The organism is Desulfolithobacter dissulfuricans (assembly GCF_025998535.1).
Lineage (GTDB): Bacteria > Desulfobacterota > Desulfobulbia > Desulfobulbales > Desulfobulbaceae > Desulfolithobacter > Desulfolithobacter dissulfuricans.
Window position 1 is genome coordinate 3,348,964 of sequence record NZ_AP024233.1, and the last position, 21,159, is coordinate 3,370,122.

Sequence of the window (21,159 nt, forward strand, 5' to 3'; positions counted from 1 at the left end):
GGTGGGTCAATTTTGTCGTCCGGTAGTGGGTCAGTTTTTTTGGCTATTGACACCCTGAAAATAAAAATCTGCCTGTGGCCTTTGCCTCAAGACATGCTGGGCCATAACCAACCCCATGACCCAGCCATCTGTCAGGGTGTGCAATTCGGCAATCTGATCAACAGGAAGAGCAAGCTCGAGAAGAGAGCAGTACAACTCGGCAATTTCTTCTGGTTGAAACGCCAGGTCACTGTTTGTCAGCCGGTGAGAACCCGTGACTCCATAAAAGCCCGCCTGCCGAAGCGAGGATCGGCTCAACAGCAAAAATCGGTTCGAGCTTCCCGGCCATTGAACAAGAGCACGGATACAATCAAGAGTGGCGGTGTTTTCAAGAAGATGCAGATCATCGAAAATGATAAGCAACCCGTCTTGAAAAGCGGCTTCCACGCCCCGGTGAATCAGGTTGACAACTTCAGGCAACGTTTCCTGAAAGACCTCGCCCCCGGCGATCTTTTTCTCAACCAGCGGGGCTGAAAAAGTGGAGCCAACCGATTTAAGGCCGGTGATGAAAGAAAGGAGAAAGGTGATCAGATCCCGGTCGGTCTCATCGATATTGTACCACAAAAAAGGCTGCTCAATGTCTTTGAGATATTGAGCAGCCAAAATGCTTTTCCCCTGTCCGGCCTGGGCCTCGATAACAACAGAGCTAAAACCAGCAAAGGCCTCATTGAGGTATTTTGTCAGGCGGGGACGGTCAAGATGAACCTCTGTCCTGAATACCGGCGAACTATACTTCGTCTCGGAACGCTGATTCTGCAACGTAGCTGGCACTTGTGAGCTCCTGCCCAGGACGGAGCCTGGCCACTCTTGGTTCCAAGGCCGTGCTCCCTCTCTGTTATTCTCATATTCTTATTTCTCTAAGCCGGCCTTTATGTGGCCTTCCTGTAATTCCCTAGTAATTCCTGCCAGATTTCAGGGCACATCCATGATAAATAATGTCAGATGGAGGGGCCAATTCGGCGAATTGGAATCGCGCGCGCCAGATCCCGAACCGGGAATCAAAAAAACAGCGCAACCGGAGTTCCACCCTGTTGTCGGTCAATTTTTCACCATATTCAGCGGGGGAGCCACCCGGAGAGGTAGTCCCCAGATCTGAAGAAATGCCAGTTTACACCATGATAAGGAAAAGTCCTGCTAAAGTGAAAAGAAAACTGAATGGGATCATCAGAGGCTTAATATTGAGAACACTTCCGGCAATGGTACGCTCAGTCAACCTGTACGTGGCATACAGCGATGCCAGCAAGCCACCTATAACAGTCAGCGCTTTCAACACATAGGTACTGTCTGAACTTATCAATCGAATGTTTTCGTATGAGTATTGCAGGCCAAGCCATTCTTGAATGTTAGGGACAATACGCCCTGCTCCGCTGATAAAAGCTTCCAGATGGACTGCCATAAACCCACCAAGGATCAATGGGATAAAACCATAACCCAAAAGTGGGAGCAGGGTCTCTCTTTCTATTTTGGCATATAAACACTGAGACGTAACCATGAAATAGTAACCAAGCTGGAACACAAGGATAAGTGTAAAAAAAATCAAACTTCCTGCTAGAAAGTCTGGTAGCACCACCCCAATTTCCGCTAAATCAGCCACCAACAGGTCAACCAGATGTGAAAACTTCTCGTGCAGAGCGAAAGGAAAAAATATTGCCCCCATGGAAATTATAAGGAAACTGTCTGCCTTTCTCGGGTTTTTCAGCGTCCATAATTCATTCGGGGCCAGCCTGATATTTAACTGAATCGAGCTGTTGTTACAGTTTTTTATGCAGTTTGCGCACATGATGCAGTCTCGATTATTATCAACCAGGTACGGATGCCTGAACATGGGACATCCCAGACCAGTGGCGCCTCCCACGAAGCAGGCATGCTCCTGGCAACGATTCAGACAGACATGCCGATTTGAGCGTAATTCAACAATCGAAGGCATGGAAAAAATCGCATTTACCGCACCAAGCGGGCAGAGATAACGGCACCAGGATCTCCTCGAATACAGGACACTGAAAATGATTGATCCGGTGGTTACGGCAAGGATAATTCCGCCGGTGAGCCAGGGACTATTGTACGCATCCCAGACAATTTCCACCCAGAAGACAAGGATACATAAAATGGCCATTATCCAGCCGGAATTATTCTTTATATAGGATGGCGTCTTCTTTTGTGGTTTCACCAGGTTCTGAAGTATTCTTCCCGGAACAGCAAGCGTACAGACACTGCACCAGGTTCGGGCCAGAAAGAAAAAAGAGAAAAACATCAGAGGCCAGCCAATATACCAACCCATTGTTATTCCCGCATTTGAAACACCATGTTGTGGCCCGGAAAAAAGAGCGATAACCGTGATAAGCAAAAAGAACCCAACAACTATCCGGGGGCCAAGCGGAAAAATCGAACTGCTCAGAAATTTTCTTATCCAGGGGATCCGTAAGATATTGTATTCCCATTTTCCTTCACTCTTTGGCAAGCCGAGAAGGATTTCCTCCGGGAGTATTTCGTCATTCTGGGCGAGCATTACAGCTCGACGCATAACACTGGCCAGTTCCGTCAAATTACCAGGCCAGTCATAGTGCATCAGGATGCCGAGAGTTTCTGAAGACACTCTGTAGATTTTTTTCTCGTATTCTTTGCTGTAACGATCGAGATAATATGAAATAAGCAGTGGAATATCTTTTTTGTGCTTGCGCAAGGGAGGCACATGGAAATGGTGCTTCTCAAAAAAATTAAGCAATTCCGGCAGAAGCTTTTTCGATTTTCCAAGTTGGCGAAAAGAGAAGGTGGAAATAAAAACAATTCGAGACCTTACAGCCAACTGGCGATCGCTGTCTACCGGGGTAAAGGTCTTCCTTTCTATTGCCTGGAGCAGGCGCCTCTGCAACCTTTCACCCATGAGATGAACATTGGTAAAAACCAGTGTCCCGCCGGAGACCCGGAGGGCACCTGCCTGTCGCATCTGCGCAAAGGGATAGACACCCTGTTCCGTACCAAAAAGTATTCTTTCAAGCCATTCCGGTTCATATTCTCTCAGGTCGATCTCCTGGTATGGACCATCTGTCCAATCAGCCTGAGAGTGAATTTGCCGGGCTATGAATGACTTGCCGGTGCCCGCTTCTCCAGTGATCATATATGGCTCGCTCTCCGCAACAAACCTGTCTATTGCAGCCTGGATTTTCTGAGCCGTTCTGGAGGGCCGAATAGTATCGTTTTTGTTTTTTATTAACCCGGACACCTGGTCTGCAGAGAAGGATTTCTCCTTAAAGAGAATTAATTCAGCCGCTTTTAATGTCTCTTTGTCCGGCTGTTGCACACCCGCAGGATCGGCATAGTCATGAAATGCGACCCTTAACCGCTCTGCCAGAAGAGCATCGAGGCGATTGTGGATCTTCTGGTTGGATAGAATAGTTGTCTTGAAAAAATATTTGTCAAAACAGATAACAACAAGATCACAAAGTGCACGTGCCCCGACCGAATGTGGTTTTGAGCTCAGAATGCCGGTTTCTCCAAAATGACCGCCTGCGTCAATTCGTCCGACAACACTCTTCACTCCATCATCCCGTGTTACAACGAGTTCCGCTTCTCCAGTGGCAACGATATAAAAGACATCACTGGGATCACCCTGCCTGTACACGTACTGTCCCTGAGAAAAGTTTTGCACACGGGCATTCGCTGCATAGGATGCCAATTCTGATTCACCGACATCCTGGAAAAGGAGCGAGCGCTGCAAATTCCTGACAATAAATTCACCTTCCATACTTGCTGAAGCCAGTTGTGAAATCATCAATATTTTTACTTAAGAGAGCTCAGAACCCACTATTCTAATAATTTTTTTCCGGGCCCGGTTTCTTTTTTCTCAATGGGCGGGAAACGAGCTGCTCAAGATGATCAATAAAAGTGTCTCCTCCCAGTGGCCGCCCGGCGCAAACCATCTTCGGACTCAGGGGTTGCTATCAGCAGGACATGGTTCGGCATCAGGCAATATGCCCGGATCTGCACATTGCAGCGACTGCACCATCCGGCCATCAGGCACAGGTGTTCCTCATAGTCAGCGTCAGCAAAGAAAGTCTCCATCTGACGGTTGCCGCGCCGGGTAATATGATGGGGTATTCCCGGTGCTACCACTCTTGCTATTCACACCATGTCTCAAGGATACTACTTTTCAACCCGGAGTCAATTAATTAGGCATGTTGTCTCCGGAACTACTATGTCCCCGGAACTACGTACAAAAAAGATCATGGAGAATCTCCTTCCAACTCTTCTTGATGTTTGTTGTATCCAATCGTGGTATTGCTTCTATACCCAGGGCTATAATCTCGTGGATATTGCTCTGAATGTCTAAGCCTGCAATAAGGAGATAGGCATGAACAACAGAGTATCAGGTCTGTTATACGGAGTGGATGTAGGTTCGACCACTGCCAAGATCGCCATACTGGACCAAAAATTTTCCTTGTTATATGAGAAAAGGACCAGAACGAATGGTCGGCCCGCAGAGGCGGTTTACAGGCTTCTCAAAAGCATCCTGAAGGGTTTCCATTCCCCTGAAAAGCGAGCATCATTTGTCTTCACCGGCACTGGAGGACGACTGTTGTCAAAAATTCTGGGTGGAACTTTTGTCAACGAGATTATGGCCCACACGGAAGCCGCTCTTTTCTATTGCCCCGATGCCAGAGCGGTTCTTGATATCGGCGGCCAGGATACCAAGCTGGTCCTTCTGGCCCCGGGCGAAGGTGGTCGAATGCAGGTCGAAGACTTTGCCCTCAACAGCCTGTGCGCAGCCGGCACCGGTGCCTTCCTGGACCAGCAGGCTGGACGCCTCGGTATCTCCATTGATGAATTCAGCCGTCTGGCTCTCAAGGCAACATCCCCAGCCCGACTGGCAGGAAGATGTACGGTATTTGCCAAGAGTGACATGATCCACCTCCAGCAGGCGGCAGTACCGGAAGAAAACATCATTGCCGGACTCTGCATGGCCCTGGCCCGCAATATCAAAGCCACCCTGGCAAAAGGAAGGATTCTGCAGCCGCCGCTTGTCTTCCAGGGCGGAGTGGCGGAAAATCACGGGGTGGCGAGAGCGCTCAAGGAGGTATTTCGCCTGGCCGACGACCGCCTTGTCATCCCTCCCCATTTTCGCATGATGGGAGCCATCGGCGCAGTTATCAAGGCGACCCGGGAAGAGAAGCTGGAACCGGGATTCAAAGGGCTGGACGCCCTGGAGGCCTTTATCAAAGACAGGGCTCCGCAGCTCAGGAGACTTCCCCGACTTGTGCCCAGGAACATCTCCGGTTCCCGGAAAAATAATGCTCCGGGCCCGGGTCGGGCGAGAGAAAAAAATTTGCTCTTGGGAGTGGATGTCGGTTCTGTCAGCACCAAAATAATTGGTTGTGACAGCAGAGGCAGGATTGTCGCCTCCTACTACGGTCCGACCGCTGGTCGTCCAATCGAGGCCCTGAAAAAGGGGCTGGCGGAGCTGCGCCTGCAACTGGGGTCAGACACTACTTTCAAGGCGGCAGGTACCACCGGCTCCGGACGCTATCTGGCGGCGGATTTCATTGGTGCCGATTCGGTGATCAACGAGATCACGGCCCAGGCCAAGGCTGCCATGGTCCTTGATCCGGAAGTGGATACGATCTTCGAGATCGGCGGTCAGGATTCCAAATATATCAGGATCGAACGGGGGGTCGTAAAGGACTTCATGATGAATCGGGCCTGTGCGGCAGGAACCGGTTCTTTTCTTGAAGAGCAGGCAACCAGGCTCGGGGTGGGTCTGGAAGAGTTCGGCACCATAGCCCTTGAAGCCTCCTCCCCTGTGAAAATGGGACAAAGATGCACCGTTTTCATGGAATCGGACCTTGTCCACTATCAGCAGCAGGGGGCCTCGACACCGGATCTGGTGGCCGGACTCTGTTACGCCATAGCCCATAACTACATGAACAAGGTTGTGGAAGGCCGTCCCATAGGCAGACGGGTGTTCTATCAGGGAGCGACCGCTCTGAACAAAGGAGTGGTGGCGGCCTTTGGAACGATCCTGGATCGTCCTGTTACCGTGCCGGATAACTGCGGCCTGACCGGCGCGCTGGGAGCAGCGCTCATTGCCGGGGAAAGAACTTCCGGAATAAGTGGATTCAAAGGTCTTGAAGCTGCCGATGTCCAATTCAAGACCCATACCTTTGAGTGTAAAGCCTGCCCCAACCTGTGCTCCATCAGCAAAATAAGCATCCAGGGACAAAATTCCTTTTTCTACGGAGGCCGATGTGAACGCTATGAAACAGGCGGAACGTCCTCCGGGCACAGTGCGGCAAGGTATCCGGATCTGGTCCAGCAGCGCCAGGGGCTTCTCTTGTCCTATGGCTGCAAAGATCTGGAAGAGGCCAGGAGCTTCCCCAAGGGCCCCATGGGCCTTCCCTATGCCCTCGTCCTCCAGGAATGGCTGCCCTTTTTCGCCACCTTCCTGCGGGAACTTGGCTATGGTCCGCTCATTTCCGGGCCAACCAGCAAGGCCCTTATCAGGAAAGGAGCGGAGGCCGTGGCCAATGAACCCTGCTTTCCGGTCAAGGTGGGCCATGGTCACGTACTGGAGCTGATAGAACAAGGTGTCGGAAAAATTTTTATCCCGGCCGTCATAGAGCTGCCCTTCCGCCGGCCTGCCACAGGAGGACAGGTTTGTCCCTATGTGCAAAGCTTTCCCTATACCGTGCAGGCCGGGGTGGATTTTGAGGCCCTCAACACCCGGTTGCTGACCGTCGCCCTCAGGATGGGCGCAAGAGAGAAACTCTCTCCCGGCACCACCGCTGCTCTGTGCCATTTATTCAAGGCCGGACCCGGTACCGTTGCCAGGGCATGGAAGGCAGCCTGGAAAGCACAGGACGGCTTTGCTGCGGAGTGTCTGCGCCGTGGACGGGAGGCTCTCGAGGCCCTCGAGCCGGGCCTCAAGGCGGTTCTTCTTGTCGGGCGCCCCTACAACGCCCTGGATCCCGGAGCTAATCTGGGAGTCCATCACAAGCTTCTCAGGCTCGGGATAATGCCCATCCCCATGGACCACGTCTCCCTGAACGAGCATATCAGGGATATCCCGACGCTCGAGAGCATGTATTGGAGATATGGTCAGAAGATTCTGGCAGCCGCTATCAAGGTGGCGCACGACCCTGGACTTCGAGCCATCTACATTACCAATTTCGGCTGCGGTCCCGACTCCTTTCTACTGCACTTTTTCAAGGATATAATGGGGGACAAACCGTTTCTGGAGCTGGAAATCGATGAACACAGTGCCGATGCCGGTGCTCTTACCAGGATAGAGGCCTTTCTGGATACGGCGGGAGAGGCAGAAGGAGCGAAACAGTTTAACAGCCTATCCTCGTCCATTGGGAGCCAGGCGTCTCCTACCAGGAACAAAGGCGGGAAATCAGCCAGGGAAAGGACCGTCTATATCCCTTATATGTGCGACCATTCTCACGCGGTAAAAGCCGCCATGAAAGGTTGCGGCTGCAGGGCCGAGGTACTTCCCGCCACCGACGAGGAAAGCCTGGAACTTGGCCTCAGGCATACAAGCGGCAAAGAGTGTTATCCGGCCGTTTTGACCACCGGAGACCTGGTTAAAATGATCAACCGGCCGGACTTTGATCCAAAGAGAGCCGCCTTCTTCATGCCGGCTGGCGCCGGCCCATGTCGTTTTGGGCAATATCCCAGCTTCCACCGGCGGGTTCTGGACCGTCTGGGCCTGAGCGAGGTGCCTGTTATCAGCCTGAATCAGGATATTTCCTTTTACAGCGAGGCGGATGAGCTGGGAAAAAACTTTCCCCGACTGGCATGGCAGGGGGTTGTGGCTGTAGACCTGCTTGACAGGATGACCAGAGCGGTCAGGCCCAGGGCGGAGAACGCTCAGGAGGTCAACGCTCTCTATAAGGAAGGCCTGAGCGAGATCTGCAGGGCTCTGGAATCCAGAGGTGATGCCGGTCCGATATTGAGGAGACTGGCGGATACCTTTCTGGCACTGAAGCGCCACGATACACGAAACAAACCACTCATAGCGGTGATAGGCGAGATTTATACCAGAGTCAACCCCCATGCCAACACCTCGCTGGTGGCTCTCCTGGAGGAACTGGGGGCTGAAGTGCTCCTGCCATCCATGAGCGAATGGATTCTCTACACCAACTTCACGGCCCTGAGGAGGGCCCGGAGAAAAGGGGAATGGAAGACATGTTTACGCCTTGTGGCCGAAAACATCATCCAGATCCGCGATCTCCGAAAGCTCGAAAGCATGGTCTTTGATCTGCCGGGCGGCAAAGAGCAGGGCATCCGCAAAGTGCTCACCAGGGCTAAGCCTTTTATCAGCCTGGAATACGAAGGCGAGGCCATCCTGGGTGCCGGCAACACGGTAGATTATATTGAAAACGGTACCCATGGAATAATAAATGTCATGCCCCTGTCCTGCATGCCGGGAACCATTACCAATGCCCTGGTTGCCAAAATCCGCAAAAAGCTTGGTCCCAAGCCCTTCCTGGTCCTGGCCTGTGACGGTCAGCAGGAGACAGGCAGGTTGCTGCGGCTCGAGGCCTTTGTTCAGCAGGCCAGGCAGCAACATGGCTCCAACATGGTTGCCTCCTGAGCGGCTTACGACCCGGAAAGATGGCCGGGGAGGTCTCCCCGGTGCCGGAGGGTACATGGACACCGGTCCCCTGGTGACGGGAAGATGCCCCGACACACGCATCGCAGGGGCAAGCTCCTGTGCCTGCCCGCTCGCCACGGAGAACCTGAACAAAAATTTCCCCCTTGCCGGCCATGGAACTGGTGAGATATTTGGGTCGAACAGGGCGACGAAGGGTTAGATAACATCCTGTCACCCCATGGGTAAAACCCGGGCGGCCGCGGGGGGCCGCCCTACAGGGGCGATCCCTGTTCGAGGGTGTGGAGATGGATGGTGGTCTCGAGCTGGCCTGCCAGCTCAACCACCCGGTGGTGGTGGGTGAAGAGGATGATCTGGTTCTTTCTGCCCACCTCGGCCAAGAGTTCCAGGGTGGCGCGGGAGCGGTCATCGTCGAAGTTGATAAGGATATCGTCGGCGATAAAAGGCATGGACTGGCCGGCCTGGGCCCGCTGGAGAAGCGAGGCCAACCGGAGGCAGAGGTAGAGCTGATCGCGGGTGCCGGTGGACATACCCTCTACCCCGAGGCGCTGGTTGTCACCCCGCAATCCCACCAGTACCGGCTTGCCCTGACCGTCGATGTCGGTGGCCAGGCCGGTGAAGGAGTGCAGAGTGATCCGGGCGAACATGGCCGAGGCGGCCTCCAGGAGTGGATCGCGATTTTCTTCCCGGAAACGGTCGATCCCGCGCCGCAGGAGGCCGGCGGCCAGGCGGAGGCGGATATAGCGCTCGGCATGCTCCCGCAGCAGGGCCAGGTTTTCCTCAAGCTCGGATGCCCGGAGCGCAGCCTGGCTGGTGCCGTCCATCTGGGCCAGTTCCCGCTTAAGTTCGCCCCTCTGCTCGGCCAGGTGCCTGAGTTCCGGTTCAAGATCCTGCTCGATTTCCCGTCGCAGCTCCCCGATGCGTTCGGGCAGGGTATCGCTGTCTTCGGCGGCCACCTGTTTTTCAAAGCTGTCCAGAGATTGGTCGCCGGCCAGGGGACGGAGATCGGTTTCCAGAGCCTGGATCGCCTCCTGGAGCCTGGCCTGTTCCGCGGCCCTGCGCTCGACTTCGACCAGCTCCTGTTCCGCCCGGCATCCGGCCTCGGTGAGAAGTTTCTCCAGCTCCTCCTCCCAGAAACCGATCCTGGTTTCGAGCTCTCCCAGTTCCTGCTCCAGGATTTCTACCTGTTCTTCCCAGGTACGCTGCCGGGTCTCGATCTCCCGGGCCTGACCAAGAAGCCGGTAAAGGTGCTCGGCGCAATCATCCGGCCGGTCTTCACCGAGCTCCGGGGCAAGCTGTGCCGCCAGCTGGCGGATCTCCCGGGCAAAGGTTTCGGCGTCCCGGTTGATGCCCCGGATCCGGCTGGTATCCTCGTCCATCTGCTCAAGGAGATGGAAGAGCTTTTCCACTGCCTCGAGAATCCCCGGGGCGCTGCCCGGATCCAGAGGCACTGCACCCTCCGGCAGGCTGACCGCTGTTTGCCACTGTGCCTGCCAGTCTTCCTGCTGGCGGGCCGTTTCCGCAAGTTCCCGGTCCACCTCTTCGAGAAGCTGCTGCTGGCGGGCCAGCTCGCGGTCGTGTTCCCGGGCCAGGGACTGCTGCTCTTCCAGGTCGGTCAGGTGTGCGGCGACCAGGTCGATGACCGGGGCCAGCTCCGGGCCGGACGGTGCGGTTTCCCTGTCCAGCAGGGACAGGAGCGCGGCCCGGTGTTCTTCCCGCCGACCGGCCAGGTCCCCGAGCCGAGCCTGCTGTTCCTCCAGGGCAGCTGCCTCGGTTCGCAGGTTCTCCATGCGTCGCAGCCAGGCCTGCATCTCGGGCGGTGTGAGCGGAGTAATACCCAGCGGCTGCCAGAGCCCGGTCCAGGACAGGGCGAGCTGTTCCCGTTCCCTGGCGAGTTTTTCCCGTTCTTCCTCCAGGATGGCCAGCCGGGTGGCGTAGAGCTGTTCATCCGCACCCAGGGCAGCGAACTTGTGGACCCGCTCCGCTTCCAGGCGCAACCGATCGGCCAGGGTGTCGGCCTGGAGAACGAGTTGTTCATACTGGTCGGCCGGATCGTCCGGAGCCCACTGGTGGAGTAAGTCACCAATCCCCTCCCCCTGCAGCCAGGCCTGGCGGATGAGACGCCAACCGTGATCCCGATTCCGGCGGATTGTTGCCAGTTCCTCTTCCTTGGGTACGGTCCCGGCCAGTTCCAGTTCACGCCGGTCCCGGCGCAGTTGCTCCAGCCGTTCCCGTGTTTCGGCAATGGCCTGGTCCTGGCCGGCCAGACGGATCTCCAGGTCCCGGAACTGTTCCGCAAAGCGACTCACGCTTTCCTCGCCGGGCAGCCGGAGCCGGACCAGGTCCGCTGCCGTGCCCTCCCACAGCTGCTGACGGGCCAGCTCACGGTCGCAGTGGAGGGCCAGGGCAGCGATTTCCCGCTCGAGCGTCCCGATAGCGATGTCGATGTCACCCAGACGGCGGGCCGCGTCCAGGGCCAGGCGCAGCCTTTCCATGGTTCGCGGATGGGGTGGTACCAGGGACTGGTCCTGCAACTGCTTGAGCCTCTGCAGGATGGTCCTGCGGCGACGGCCGGTGTCCTGCCGGGCCTGATCCAGGGCCTCGAAGCGGGTGAGCAGGTGGCGCACCCTTTCCCGGTTGCGCCACAATTCGCCAAGCCGGTCGGCCTGGTCCAGCTCCAGGTTCGGGGCCGCCATTTTCAGGGCCCTTCTTGCCTCCCGCCGACGGGTGGCGCGCAGCCCCTCGATCCGTGGCAGGTCGCGCTGGGCCTTGCGGTACTCGCTCACCTGCTGGTAGAAGAACTCGATCCGGGACTCCTGCTCCAGCAGGGCCCGATCGGTGTCCAGGGAACCAAGTTTTGTCTTCAGTTCCGCCAGTCTTGTCCGGTTACCGGCCTCCTGAAGGCGCAGGTCGCGCAGCTGTTCCTGGACTTTGAGCCTGCGGGCAGAAAAATCTGGCGCCAGGGGGTGTACCTGGCCAAGTTCGGCCAGCTGCCTCCGCAGGGCACGGCGGCGACCGATCAGGGAGAAGGCCCGGTGGATCCGGTCCAGAGAACGGATCCTTTGTTCCAGCTCCCGCCTGATTGCATCCAGGTCCCGGTAGCGGTCAGTCACTTCCCGCAGTTCCCGGTCCGCTTCCAGGTAGCGCTCCGGGGCCAGGGACAGGTCGCGGATCTCCTTTTTCAGTTCCCGGTGACGGGCGATGGCCTTGTTGATCAACGGAAGCTGGCCGCCGGACTTGAAAAGACGGCCGCTTTCCTCGTCCAGGCTGGCCATGAGCCGGTGTAAAGAAGCAACCCCGGTGGAAGCGGCAAAGAGGATGTCGCCCAGTTCACCCCGCTGTTCCAGAATATCGCGGCCACCCTGGACCAGCCGGTCGTGGTCGATCCCGTACAGAGCTTCGAAGAGCTGCTGGTCCAGGGAGTGGAGGAAAGGATCAAGCGCCCCGGTCGGCAAGGGATTGCCGTCCGGATCGAGCAGGTCACCCTTGTTGCGCTTGCGGCGGTAGAAACCCAGGCGCTTGCCCTGCTCCTCGATCTCGCCGCCCACCAGGAGCTTGTTGTAGGGATGGAGGAAGGCGTCAGCGGTGCGGACCGGAAAACCGAAGAGCCAGGCTTTGAGCGCCCGCAGCGAGCTGGACTTGCCGGCCTCGTTGGGACCGAATACCAGGTGCAGGCCGGGCAGGTCCGAGGAAAAATCGAGAACCCGGCGCGTGAAGGGGCCAAAGGCGGCAATATCCAGGCGAAGAATTCTCACGGGGTCCCCCGGTGGCCAAGGATCCGGCCCAGGAGCAAGTCCCGGGCCGTGCTGAGCAGTTCGCGGCTTTGGGCGGGATCATCGGGGAGGAGGGATTCCCGGCCGCCGAGTTCCGGGGGCAGCCTGCCAAGGAACTTTTCCAGCTCCGGCGCCAGCTCCAGGGGGGAATCGATCTCCGCAAGCAACCGCTCCAGGTCTTCCAGCCCGGGGTCAGCCGTTACAGGATCGCAGGCAGGGGGCCGGGTACGCAACCGGATCTTTTCCAGCCACACCTCGCCCAGGTCACCGGCCAGGGCCATAAGTTCCGACACCAGGTGCTCCCGGTCCCGGTGCAGCTCCGGATGACAGGATACCTCGCCGCTCAGTTCCAGACGGACCGCCACCGGCCGGCCATCGGCCCGGTCCGCGGTATCACTCAGGTCATGACCGGTCCGTTCCAGAACCTCGTCCACACTGGTGCAACCGGTAAGATCCACCCGGCACAGGCTCCAGCGCACCACGTCCAGGTCCCGGTGCTCCACTGCGGTGACCTTCCCGTTTTCCACCGTCACCAGGGTGGCGCCCCGGGGTCCGGCCTCGCGGATGTGGCGCCCCTGAATGTTGCCGGGAAAGACGATCCAGGGGTCCCGGTGCACCACTTCGCGCTGGTGCACATGACCCAGGGCCCAATAGTCGTAGCCTCGGCTGACCAGGTCCTCCACCGTGCACGGGGCATAGGGTTCGTGCCCGGGACGGCCGGAAAGCCCGGTGTGGAGCAGGCCGATGTTGAACATGTCCGGGTCCGGATCCGGATAGGAAAGGGCCAGATTGTCGGTGACCGCTCGCCGATCGTAGCCGCGGCCATGGATCGCCACCCGCAGATCCTCCAGGACCACGGTCTCGGCCCGCCGGGTGGAAAACTGGACCACATTGTCCGGTAACCGCAGGGCCGTGGTAATCCGGCTGGAGGCGTCATGGTTGCCGGAGACCAGGAAAACCCGGATCCCGGCCCGGCCGAGGCGCTGCATGTGGCTGATGAAATAGAGCCCGGTGTGGTAATCCTTCCAGGCCCCGTCGTAGAGGTCGCCTCCGATCAGAACGAAGGCCACCTGCTGATCCAGGGCCAGCTGAACCAGGTCGGCAAAGGCGCGGCGGACCGCGCCGCGAATCACGGAGCCATCCTGTTCCCGCAGGGCCAGATTGCGCAGCGGACTGTCCAGGTGAATATCGGCGCAGTGGAGAAAGATAAACAAAAGATCGACTCTCGGAAAAAGGGGGACGGAAAATACGGCGCACTGTCTGCCGGACCTCAGGAGCTCGGGACAGTGGACCGAAACGACCAGCCGATCGGGACCGGTCAGGAATCGAAGTCGCCGGAATCCTCCCGGAGCAGGTTCAGCAGCCGGGTGGTGTAGAACTCGGCCAGGAAGGCGGCGTCCCGGGCCCGGGAATCGAGAAACTCGATACCCACGTGATGGCGCAGGGTCCAGCGGACCCGGGCGTCGGATTCAAAATCCAGCCCGCCCAGCCGCAGTTCCACGTGAATCAAGTCCCCTTCGCGCAGGGAATGACCTGGCAGGATAAAGGACATGCCGTTCTGGTGCAGATCCCGGAGTACCGCATCCTGCCACCTGGTTTTTTCCACCCCGGCCACCTGGACATTGATCGAGCCGTTTTCCGCCAGCAGGGCCTGTTCCACCACCTGCCTGGGAATCCGGACCGCCCGCCGGTTTTCGGTGAAGCCGGAATCAAGCTTGCGTGAGCCCTGGCCCGGCTCGACCTGCTCCCTTTTCTGTGCAATCATCTCTTCTCCCTCCCATCTGTGTGCACGTTGCCTGTCCCCTCACGTGTCTCTCTGTATCAGCGGGATTTTATTCACGATATATAACCAGTACCTGGCCGAAAAATCAATCAGATACTCAGCAGGCGGTCCGGACAGCGGGCAAACCGTTGGCGGGCAATGCAAACACAGGGGATCGTCGAAGGGAATTTTCGTCTCGTCAGGTGCACCGTGGAATCACGGGGAGGAGCGGGGCTGCCGGCGGGGAGGCAACATCAAAGGGACGCGGATGGTGGCCCGGGTCCTGTTGTTTCAGCTCCCTGCCGCTTTCGGGGCATAGTCAAAGGAGAGCGCCGGCCTGAGTTTGCCGTCCGGGCCGCTGACATTGCAGTTGATGTAGGTTGTGGCGCCGTTTTTCACTACCCCGTGATTACTATGTATGTGGCCGAAAACATGGTACTTTGGCCTGAATACATTGACCGCGGCGGTGAGATCGCAGCAGCCGTGGGCGACCGGGCCGTCCTGGTCCAGGATCCCGGCTGGCGGCGAATGGGTAACCAGAATATCGATACCAGGGGGGATCATTGCCCATTTTTCCTCCAGTGCCCTGCCACGGGGCAAGGCAAAGGCATCGCAGGCCCGGTCGTTGAAGACCGGCTGCCAGGGCGCACCGTATATAGTCAGGCCGCCGATCACGACCAGTTCATCCTGGAGGTAGATGGCCTCGGGGAGGAGCGCCTTGGCTGCCTGGGGGTTTTGGGCGAGCTGATGGTCATGGTTGCCGCCGATCACGACTTTGTGGTGGTGGGGAAGGGTTGCAAGAAAGCTGTTGAAGTCGGCCACATCCTGTTCGTCCCGGCAGTTATTCATGTCGCCGGCAAAGATCAGGATATCGCCGGGGGGAATGCTGACCTGGTTATGGCGGGTATGGGTGTCGCTCAGTACGGTTATCTTCATGGTCACTGTCTCTTTTCTGGTCTGGAACAGGTGGTCTGACGGCGGCCGGGTCTCCGCACATCTCTGCCCCGGAGGATACCGATCCTCTGTCAGTAAGCCGTTAGAAAGCCGTTATGTCTCTGATATGAAAAAACAGCCACAGTACCACAACGGGTGACAGTTCATCCAGAAAAAAAGCCGGGGTGATCAGGAGGGCGACAGCCCGTCCGGGCCCGGTTTTTCGTCGGAAGCGGGATCCCGAAGGTCCAGATCCAGGATTTCGGGACTTGAACCTGGCAAGGCACCGGCAGATGCGCTACACTGGACGAACGATTCTGGACTCTATCAGTTGAAACCGCAAGGAGGAAACAAATGACCATTGACTGGGCATACCTGCGCAAGGGCTGAAAATCGTGCATCAGGGCACAGGCTGTGTTTGACGAGAAGGGCATTGAAATAAAAGAGACGGTGGAAGCCCGGAAAGAGAAAATCGAGGGGGACGATGCCTGGGCCATCCTGTCCGGGGCCAGGGAAATCGTGGTCGGCCGGGGGAAGAAGTTCCAGGTCCTGGATCCGGCCACGGACGACCGGGACGAAATACTGAGGCTCTGTCTCGGCCGGACCGGCAACCTGCGGGCGCCGACCCTCAAGATCGGCGACCGGGTCGTGGTCGGTTTCAACGAGGCGATGTATGAACAGTATGTTCAGGGCTGACAGCGGTCGCATCCGATGACGACCTCATTGCACAAACGTTTGGCCGGCCGGCTGGAGCGGCTGGAGGACGAAGGACTGCGCCGCAACCTGGTGGAACTCATTCCCGGGCCGAACAACCGTATCCGGGTGGGTGGCCGGGACTACCTCAACCTGGCCGGCAACGACTACCTGGGGCTGGCGGCCGACCCCGGGCTGGTCCGCCGGTTCTACGACAGCCTCGATGACCGGAACCTGCTGGAACGCTTTGCCCCCGGGGCCCGGGCCTCACGGCTGATGACCGGCAACAGCTCCCTGTACAGGGAACTGGAGACCCGGCTGGCCACCCTGTACGGGAGCGAAAGAGCGCTGGTCTTCAACTCCGGCTACCACATCAACATCGGTATCCTCCCGGCCCTGGCCACCAGGGACGACCTGATCCTGGCCGACAAGCTCTGCCACGCCAGTCTTATCGACGGCATGCGGCTCTCGCGGGCCGAGGTGATCCGCTATCCCCATCTCGACTACCAGCGGATCCGGACCATCCTGGAACAGAAACGGGAGCGGTTCGACCAGGTGTTCCTGGTCACGGAATCCATCTTTTCTATGGACGGCGACCTGGCCGACCTGGGGGAGCTGGTCCGGATCCGGGACGAGTTCGATCTCTGCCTGTACGTGGACGAGGCCCATGCGGTGGGGGTCGCTGGCCGGCAGGGCCTGGGCCTTGCCGAGGAGCAGAACGTCAGCGGCCGTATCGACCTGCTGGTCGGCACCTTCGGCAAGGCATGGGGGGGCCAGGGCGCCTTTGTCGCCTGTTCGGATATTATCGCCGATGGGCTGATCAACCAGGCCCGGTCGCTGATATTCACCACCGGACTGCCCCCGGTCAACCTGCACTGGCTTCTCTTTCTGAGCCATATCATCCCCGGGATGGAGGAGAAGCGGGACCGGCTGCGGGCCATCTCGGCCTGGCTCCGGGAAGGGCTCCTTCAGCGGGGCCTGCGCACCGGCGGCAACAGCCAGATCGTGCCGGTGATGATCGGCGACGCGAGCCGCACCGTGGCCGTGGCCGAGCGGCTGCGCGAGGCCGGTTTCTGGGTCAATGGTGTGCGGCCGCCCACTGTGCCGCCGGGTACCTCGCGGCTCCGTTTCTCCCTGAGCGCCACCATGACCGAAGAGGAACTGGCCACTCTCCCGGATCGGATCGAATCGGTGCTTGCCTGATGCAGACCCACTGGCTTGTTCAAAAAGGGCATACCCGCTGCCTGCTCTTTTTCGCCGGCTGGTCCATGGATCCCAGGCCGTTTCAGGAACTGGACTGGGGCCGGCGGGACGTGCTGCTCTTCTATGATTACCGGGACCTCACCCTGCCCGACCTGGAGATATTTTCCACTCGTCGGTCTTCGACCCTTTCCCGCAACCTGGAGCTGCTGGCCTGGTCCATGGGGGTCTGGGTTGCCGGCCACCTCCTGGCCGACATCCCCCTGGTCACGGCTACGGCCCTGGGCGGGACCTGTTTTCCAGTGGACGACCGCAGGGGTATCCCGGTCCGGGCCTGGAAGGCCAGTATCCGCGATTTTACCCCGGCCTACCCGGAACAGTTCCACCGCCAGATGTTTGACGACCAGGCGCAGTGCGACCGTTTCCTGGCTGCCAGACCCGGGCGGACCGGCAGCTCGCTGCACGGAGAGCTCACCCGGCTTGACCGATCCGTAAGCGATCTGGGCCCGGCACCGGACATCTATACCAGGCGTATCATCACTACCCGCGACCGGATCTTTCCACCCCGCAACCAGGTACGGGCCTGGAGGCGCGGGACGGCAACGAGCATCAAGCTACCCCATTTCCCCTTTTATGCCCCCGATTCAAGGCCGAGGTTCTGGGAGAATAACACGCCTGTGAGCGGCCCGCCCCCTGTCAGGGCATATCGGTCGTGACTGTCGGAACTACCAGGGACCTCTTGTCGCCCAATGGTTTTTTCGCCCGCCTCCCCCGGCTGACCGGGAAAGTGGACCGCAGGTGGACTATCTGTTGACCCGTGGATAACTATATGTTATTAGGTAATTATTCTTTTTCTACACCGCGAAACTCCCGGCAACGTCATCGGCCGGCAGCCACAGCTGCCCTTCTGGAGGACCATGTATCTCAGACATTTTCAGTTACGGGAAAAACCCTTTGAGATCACCACGGATTCGCGGTTTCTCTGGCTGGGGGAAAAACACCAGGAGGCCTTTGCCACCCTGCGTTACGGCATCCTGGACAACAAGGGGTTTCTGCTCCTGACCGGCGATGTGGGTACCGGCAAGACCACCCTGATCAACGCCCTGATCAACAGCCTGGACGACGAGGTGATCGTTGCCCGGATCTCGGATCCCGACCTCAGCCTGGGTGATTTTTTCAAGACCATCGGTTCGGCCTTCCAGCTACCGCGCCAGCCGGAGAACAAGGGCGAATTCCTCGAACTCTTCAGGGAATTTCTCGAACAGGCCTACGAGGAGGGAGACCAGGTCCTGCTGATCATCGACGAGGCCCAGCGGTTCCGCCACGAGATGCTCGAAGAGATCCGGTTGCTTTCCAACATCGAAAAGGAACACGCCAAGCTGCTCAACATCTTCTTTGTCGGCCAGAACGAGTTCCACGACACCATCCTCAAGCCGGAAAACCGGGCCATCCGCCAGCGGATCACGGTGAACTACTGCCTCAACCGGCTCAGCGAAGAAGAGACCGCCAGCTATATCAGCCACCGGCTCAAGATAGCCGGCGCCGAGCGCGACATATTCACCGCCGAGGCGGTGCGGGAGGTCCACCTCTTTTCCGGCGGCGCCCCGCGGCTCATCAACATCATCTGCGACCGGGCCCTGCTCACCGGCTTTGTCGATGAGAAAGAGAGCATTGACAGGGACATCATCCGCGAATGCGCCACCGAGCTGGAGATTATCCCCTACACCCCGAGGAACAGGACAGCGGAGAAACCAGTGCCGAACCGGAAAACACCTCGCCGTCCCGACAAGCTGCGGCCGACGATGCCGGATCCGGGCCTGAAATTCCCTCCCGCCGCCGGAAAAAAGGCAGTGGCCTGGGACTTTTCCTGATCTTCTTTCTCCTGGCCGTGGTCCTGGCCGCCGCGGTGTTCTTTTTCTTTTTCTCGCCCGAAGACTTCTCTCTCAACCTGCCGTTTATCCAGCAATCAGCCATATCCATCCCTGCAGGAGGGCAATGATGAACCTACGTTCCCGGTTACTCGCGCTGATGGGTGTGTTCAGCATTCTTGCCACCATCCTCATCGGCGTTGCCAGCTACAAGCTCAGCGAACAGACCGCCATCCAGGAGGCGCGGCAGAAGGGAAAGATGATCTTTAGCTACATCATGGCCTCGCGCAAGTACTTCAAGGAACAGCAGCGGCCGCTCATCCTGGAGCTGGTGGAACAGAACCGTTTCTACCCGGAACTGATGTCCGGCTTTGTCATCAGCCGGGGGGTGTGGGACGAATTCAAGGGTGATGCGGGCGGTATCCTGTTCAAGCAGGCCACCCTGGATCCGCTCTACCACGAAAATCTGGCCGACGCGCAGGAACAGCAACTCATCGAAACCTTTCGCAGAAACAGTGATCTCACCCATCTTGAAGGGGTGGTCACCAAAGGCGACGCCACCTATTACTACATGGCCAGGCCAGTGCGGGTGAAGAGTAAGGGTTGTCTGCGCTGCCACGGGGATCCGAACACGGCGCCCAAGGATCAGATCGAGATATACGGCACGGAAACCGGCTACCACTGGAAGATGGGCGATACGGTTTCAGCCTATGTGGTCTACGTCTCCATCAAGCAGGCCCTGCAGCAGGCAAAACGGTCGGCCGGTATTCTCTTTCTGGTCAGCCTGGGTGCCTTCTTCGGGGTCCTGCTCGCCATCGGCTACTTCATCGATCGCCGTATCATCGAGCCCGTCCAGTATCTCAGCGAACGGGCCGAGGAGATCAGTGTGGGTAAATTTCTCGATGAAAAGGTGGACTATGAACGCAACGATGAGATCGGGGTTCTGGCAAGGGCCCTGGAGCACCTGCGACGAACCCTGCTGAAAAAATCGGAATAACAGTCATGACGATCCTGCCCCTGTCCGTTTCCCGTCGCCTGGTCACTGTCCTGTTACCGGGGATTTTCCTGGCCCTGGTTGCGCTTCCCCGGCCGGTGCTGGCCGACTGCGTCAAAATCCGGGCCGGCCTGCGGCAGGAAAAGGGGCTGATCAAACGCCACAAAATCCTCAAAGAGGCGATCAAGGAGTGCCCCGACGATCCAAAAATCACCTACTTCTTTGCCTACAACCTGGAACGGCTGCGCAAGTATGATCAGGCGCGGGAACTCTACCGCCGGGCCGTGGAACTCGACCCTGATTTTGCCCGGGCCTGGTTCGGTCTTGGCGAGATGTACCTGGCCGGTGGTGACCCGGAAGATGCCATTCAGGCCCTGGAAAAGGGACTGGCCATCGAGCCGGCCAACATCTGGGCCCAGCGCTCCCTGAAGGAGGCACGGCAAAAGGCCCTGGAAGCGGAGAAAAGCGCCCGGCCGACCGTTGCTGTCGACAGGGGAGCTGAGGAGGGTGTGGAACCGCCGACGGTGGCAGGCGAAGGGGAAAAAACAGCTTCCCAGGCTCCGGCCGGTTCGCTCCAGGAGCAGGTCACGACCGCAAAAGAGGCCCCGCCGCAGGATAGGCAGGCCACCGATACAGCGGCGGCCCCGGTAGCCGGGAAGGAACAGGCCCCTGCCCCGCCGTCACCTCCTGCGCCTGCAGACCTGCAGCTGGCCGCTGCATCCGGCGGCGAGATACGGCGCGGGGACACGATAGAACCGCTGCCTCCTCGGCAGACAAAGGCACCGACGACTCCGGCCCCGGAGACCGCACCGGCCACACCGGAAAAGAAAGAACAAGAGAAAAAGAACCGGATCGTGGTCCGGGCCCTGACCGAGGAGGAAATCGTCAGCTTCATGGAACTGCATCCGGCCCGGGAAAACACCGACCCCGCAGCAGACACCCCGGGCCTGCGCATGCCCATCCAGTTCGAACGCAACTCCGGAGAGTTGACCGAAGAGGCCCGCAAAATCATCGACCAGGTTATCTGTCCGGCGCTCAAGAACGACAAGCTGGCCGGCGCTGTCTACGAACTCTCCGGACACACCGATGACCGGGGTGATTTTGACACCAACATGTACCTCTCCCGAATCCGGGTCAACACGGTTCGCGACTACCTGGTCGCCGGCTGCGGCATCGATCCGGCCCGGCTGCGGGTGGTCTACTACGGTCCCACCAGGCCCCTGGTCCCCAACACCAGCGCGGTCAACCGGCGGCTCAACCGGCGGGTGGAAATCCGGCGCCTGCAGTAA

At 58.5% G+C, this 21,159-nt stretch carries 13 protein-coding genes; 7 read left to right on the top strand and 6 right to left on the bottom strand.

Annotated features, from left to right (window positions below; genetic code table 11):
- Positions 1-30 precede the first annotated feature (30 nt).
- Both GF1_RS14985 and GF1_RS14990 read right to left on the bottom strand, forming a co-directional pair.
- On the bottom strand, positions 31-810 hold the full coding sequence (locus GF1_RS14985) for a MalT transcriptional regulator family protein (RefSeq protein WP_267927360.1): 780 nt from the start codon (positions 808-810) through the stop codon (positions 31-33).
- A gap of 337 nt (positions 811-1,147) precedes the next feature.
- Positions 1,148-3,808, bottom strand: coding sequence for a sigma 54-interacting transcriptional regulator (locus GF1_RS14990; RefSeq protein WP_267927361.1), 2,661 nt, complete (start codon positions 3,806-3,808; stop codon positions 1,148-1,150).
- Positions 3,809-4,387: 579 nt separating this feature from the next.
- Here GF1_RS14990 and GF1_RS14995 point away from each other — a divergent pair.
- Entirely contained in the window at positions 4,388-8,629 is a 4,242-nt protein-coding gene (locus GF1_RS14995) for an acyl-CoA dehydratase activase (RefSeq protein WP_267927362.1), read from the top strand.
- A 272-nt stretch (positions 8,630-8,901) separates the two neighbouring features.
- On the opposite strand, the gene GF1_RS15000 is transcribed toward GF1_RS14995, so the two are convergent.
- The 4 genes from GF1_RS15000 to GF1_RS15015 form a co-directional block, all read right to left on the bottom strand.
- Positions 8,902-12,402 (bottom strand): ATP-binding protein, encoded by a 3,501-nt coding sequence (locus tag GF1_RS15000; RefSeq protein ID WP_267927363.1) that lies wholly within the window; start codon positions 12,400-12,402, stop codon positions 8,902-8,904.
- The gene (locus tag GF1_RS15005) at positions 12,399-13,634 is read right to left on the bottom strand and encodes a metallophosphoesterase family protein (protein ID WP_267927364.1); all 1,236 of its coding nucleotides are present in this window, start codon (positions 13,632-13,634) and stop codon (positions 12,399-12,401) included. Before GF1_RS15005 ends, GF1_RS15000 begins: the two co-directional genes overlap by 4 nt.
- Before the next feature lie 104 nt (positions 13,635-13,738).
- The gene (locus GF1_RS15010; RefSeq protein WP_267927365.1) at positions 13,739-14,185 is read right to left on the bottom strand and encodes a PilZ domain-containing protein; all 447 of its coding nucleotides are present in this window, start codon (positions 14,183-14,185) and stop codon (positions 13,739-13,741) included.
- 288 nt (positions 14,186-14,473) lie between these two features.
- Positions 14,474-15,118: a metallophosphatase domain-containing protein gene (locus GF1_RS15015; protein WP_267927366.1), complete on the bottom strand. Its 645-nt coding sequence runs from the start codon at positions 15,116-15,118 to the stop codon at positions 14,474-14,476.
- Between the two features lie 396 nt (positions 15,119-15,514).
- On the opposite strand from GF1_RS15015, the gene GF1_RS15020 reads away from it, so the two are divergent.
- The 6 genes from GF1_RS15020 (at position 15,515) to GF1_RS15045 (ending at position 21,159) form a co-directional block, all read left to right on the top strand.
- Entirely contained in the window at positions 15,515-15,811 is a 297-nt protein-coding gene (locus GF1_RS15020) for an ArsC family (seleno)protein (RefSeq protein ID WP_267929153.1), read from the top strand.
- A gap of 27 nt (positions 15,812-15,838) precedes the next feature.
- On the top strand, positions 15,839-17,011 hold the full coding sequence (locus tag GF1_RS15025; protein ID WP_267927367.1) for an aminotransferase class I/II-fold pyridoxal phosphate-dependent enzyme: 1,173 nt from the start codon (positions 15,839-15,841) through the stop codon (positions 17,009-17,011).
- Positions 17,011-17,724 carry a pimeloyl-ACP methyl esterase BioG family protein gene (locus tag GF1_RS15030; protein WP_267927368.1) on the top strand — a complete coding sequence of 238 codons (714 nt, stop codon included), beginning with the start codon at positions 17,011-17,013 and terminating at the stop codon, positions 17,722-17,724. Before GF1_RS15025 ends, GF1_RS15030 begins: the two co-directional genes overlap by 1 nt.
- A gap of 201 nt (positions 17,725-17,925) precedes the next feature.
- Positions 17,926-18,879 carry an ExeA family protein gene (locus tag GF1_RS15035; RefSeq protein ID WP_267927369.1) on the top strand — a complete coding sequence of 318 codons (954 nt, stop codon included), beginning with the start codon at positions 17,926-17,928 and terminating at the stop codon, positions 18,877-18,879.
- 124 nt (positions 18,880-19,003) lie between these two features.
- Positions 19,004-19,873 carry a Tll0287-like domain-containing protein gene (locus GF1_RS15040; protein ID WP_267927370.1) on the top strand — a complete coding sequence of 290 codons (870 nt, stop codon included), beginning with the start codon at positions 19,004-19,006 and terminating at the stop codon, positions 19,871-19,873.
- 5 nt (positions 19,874-19,878) lie between these two features.
- Positions 19,879-21,159 (top strand): OmpA family protein, encoded by a 1,281-nt coding sequence (locus GF1_RS15045; protein ID WP_267927371.1) that lies wholly within the window; start codon positions 19,879-19,881, stop codon positions 21,157-21,159.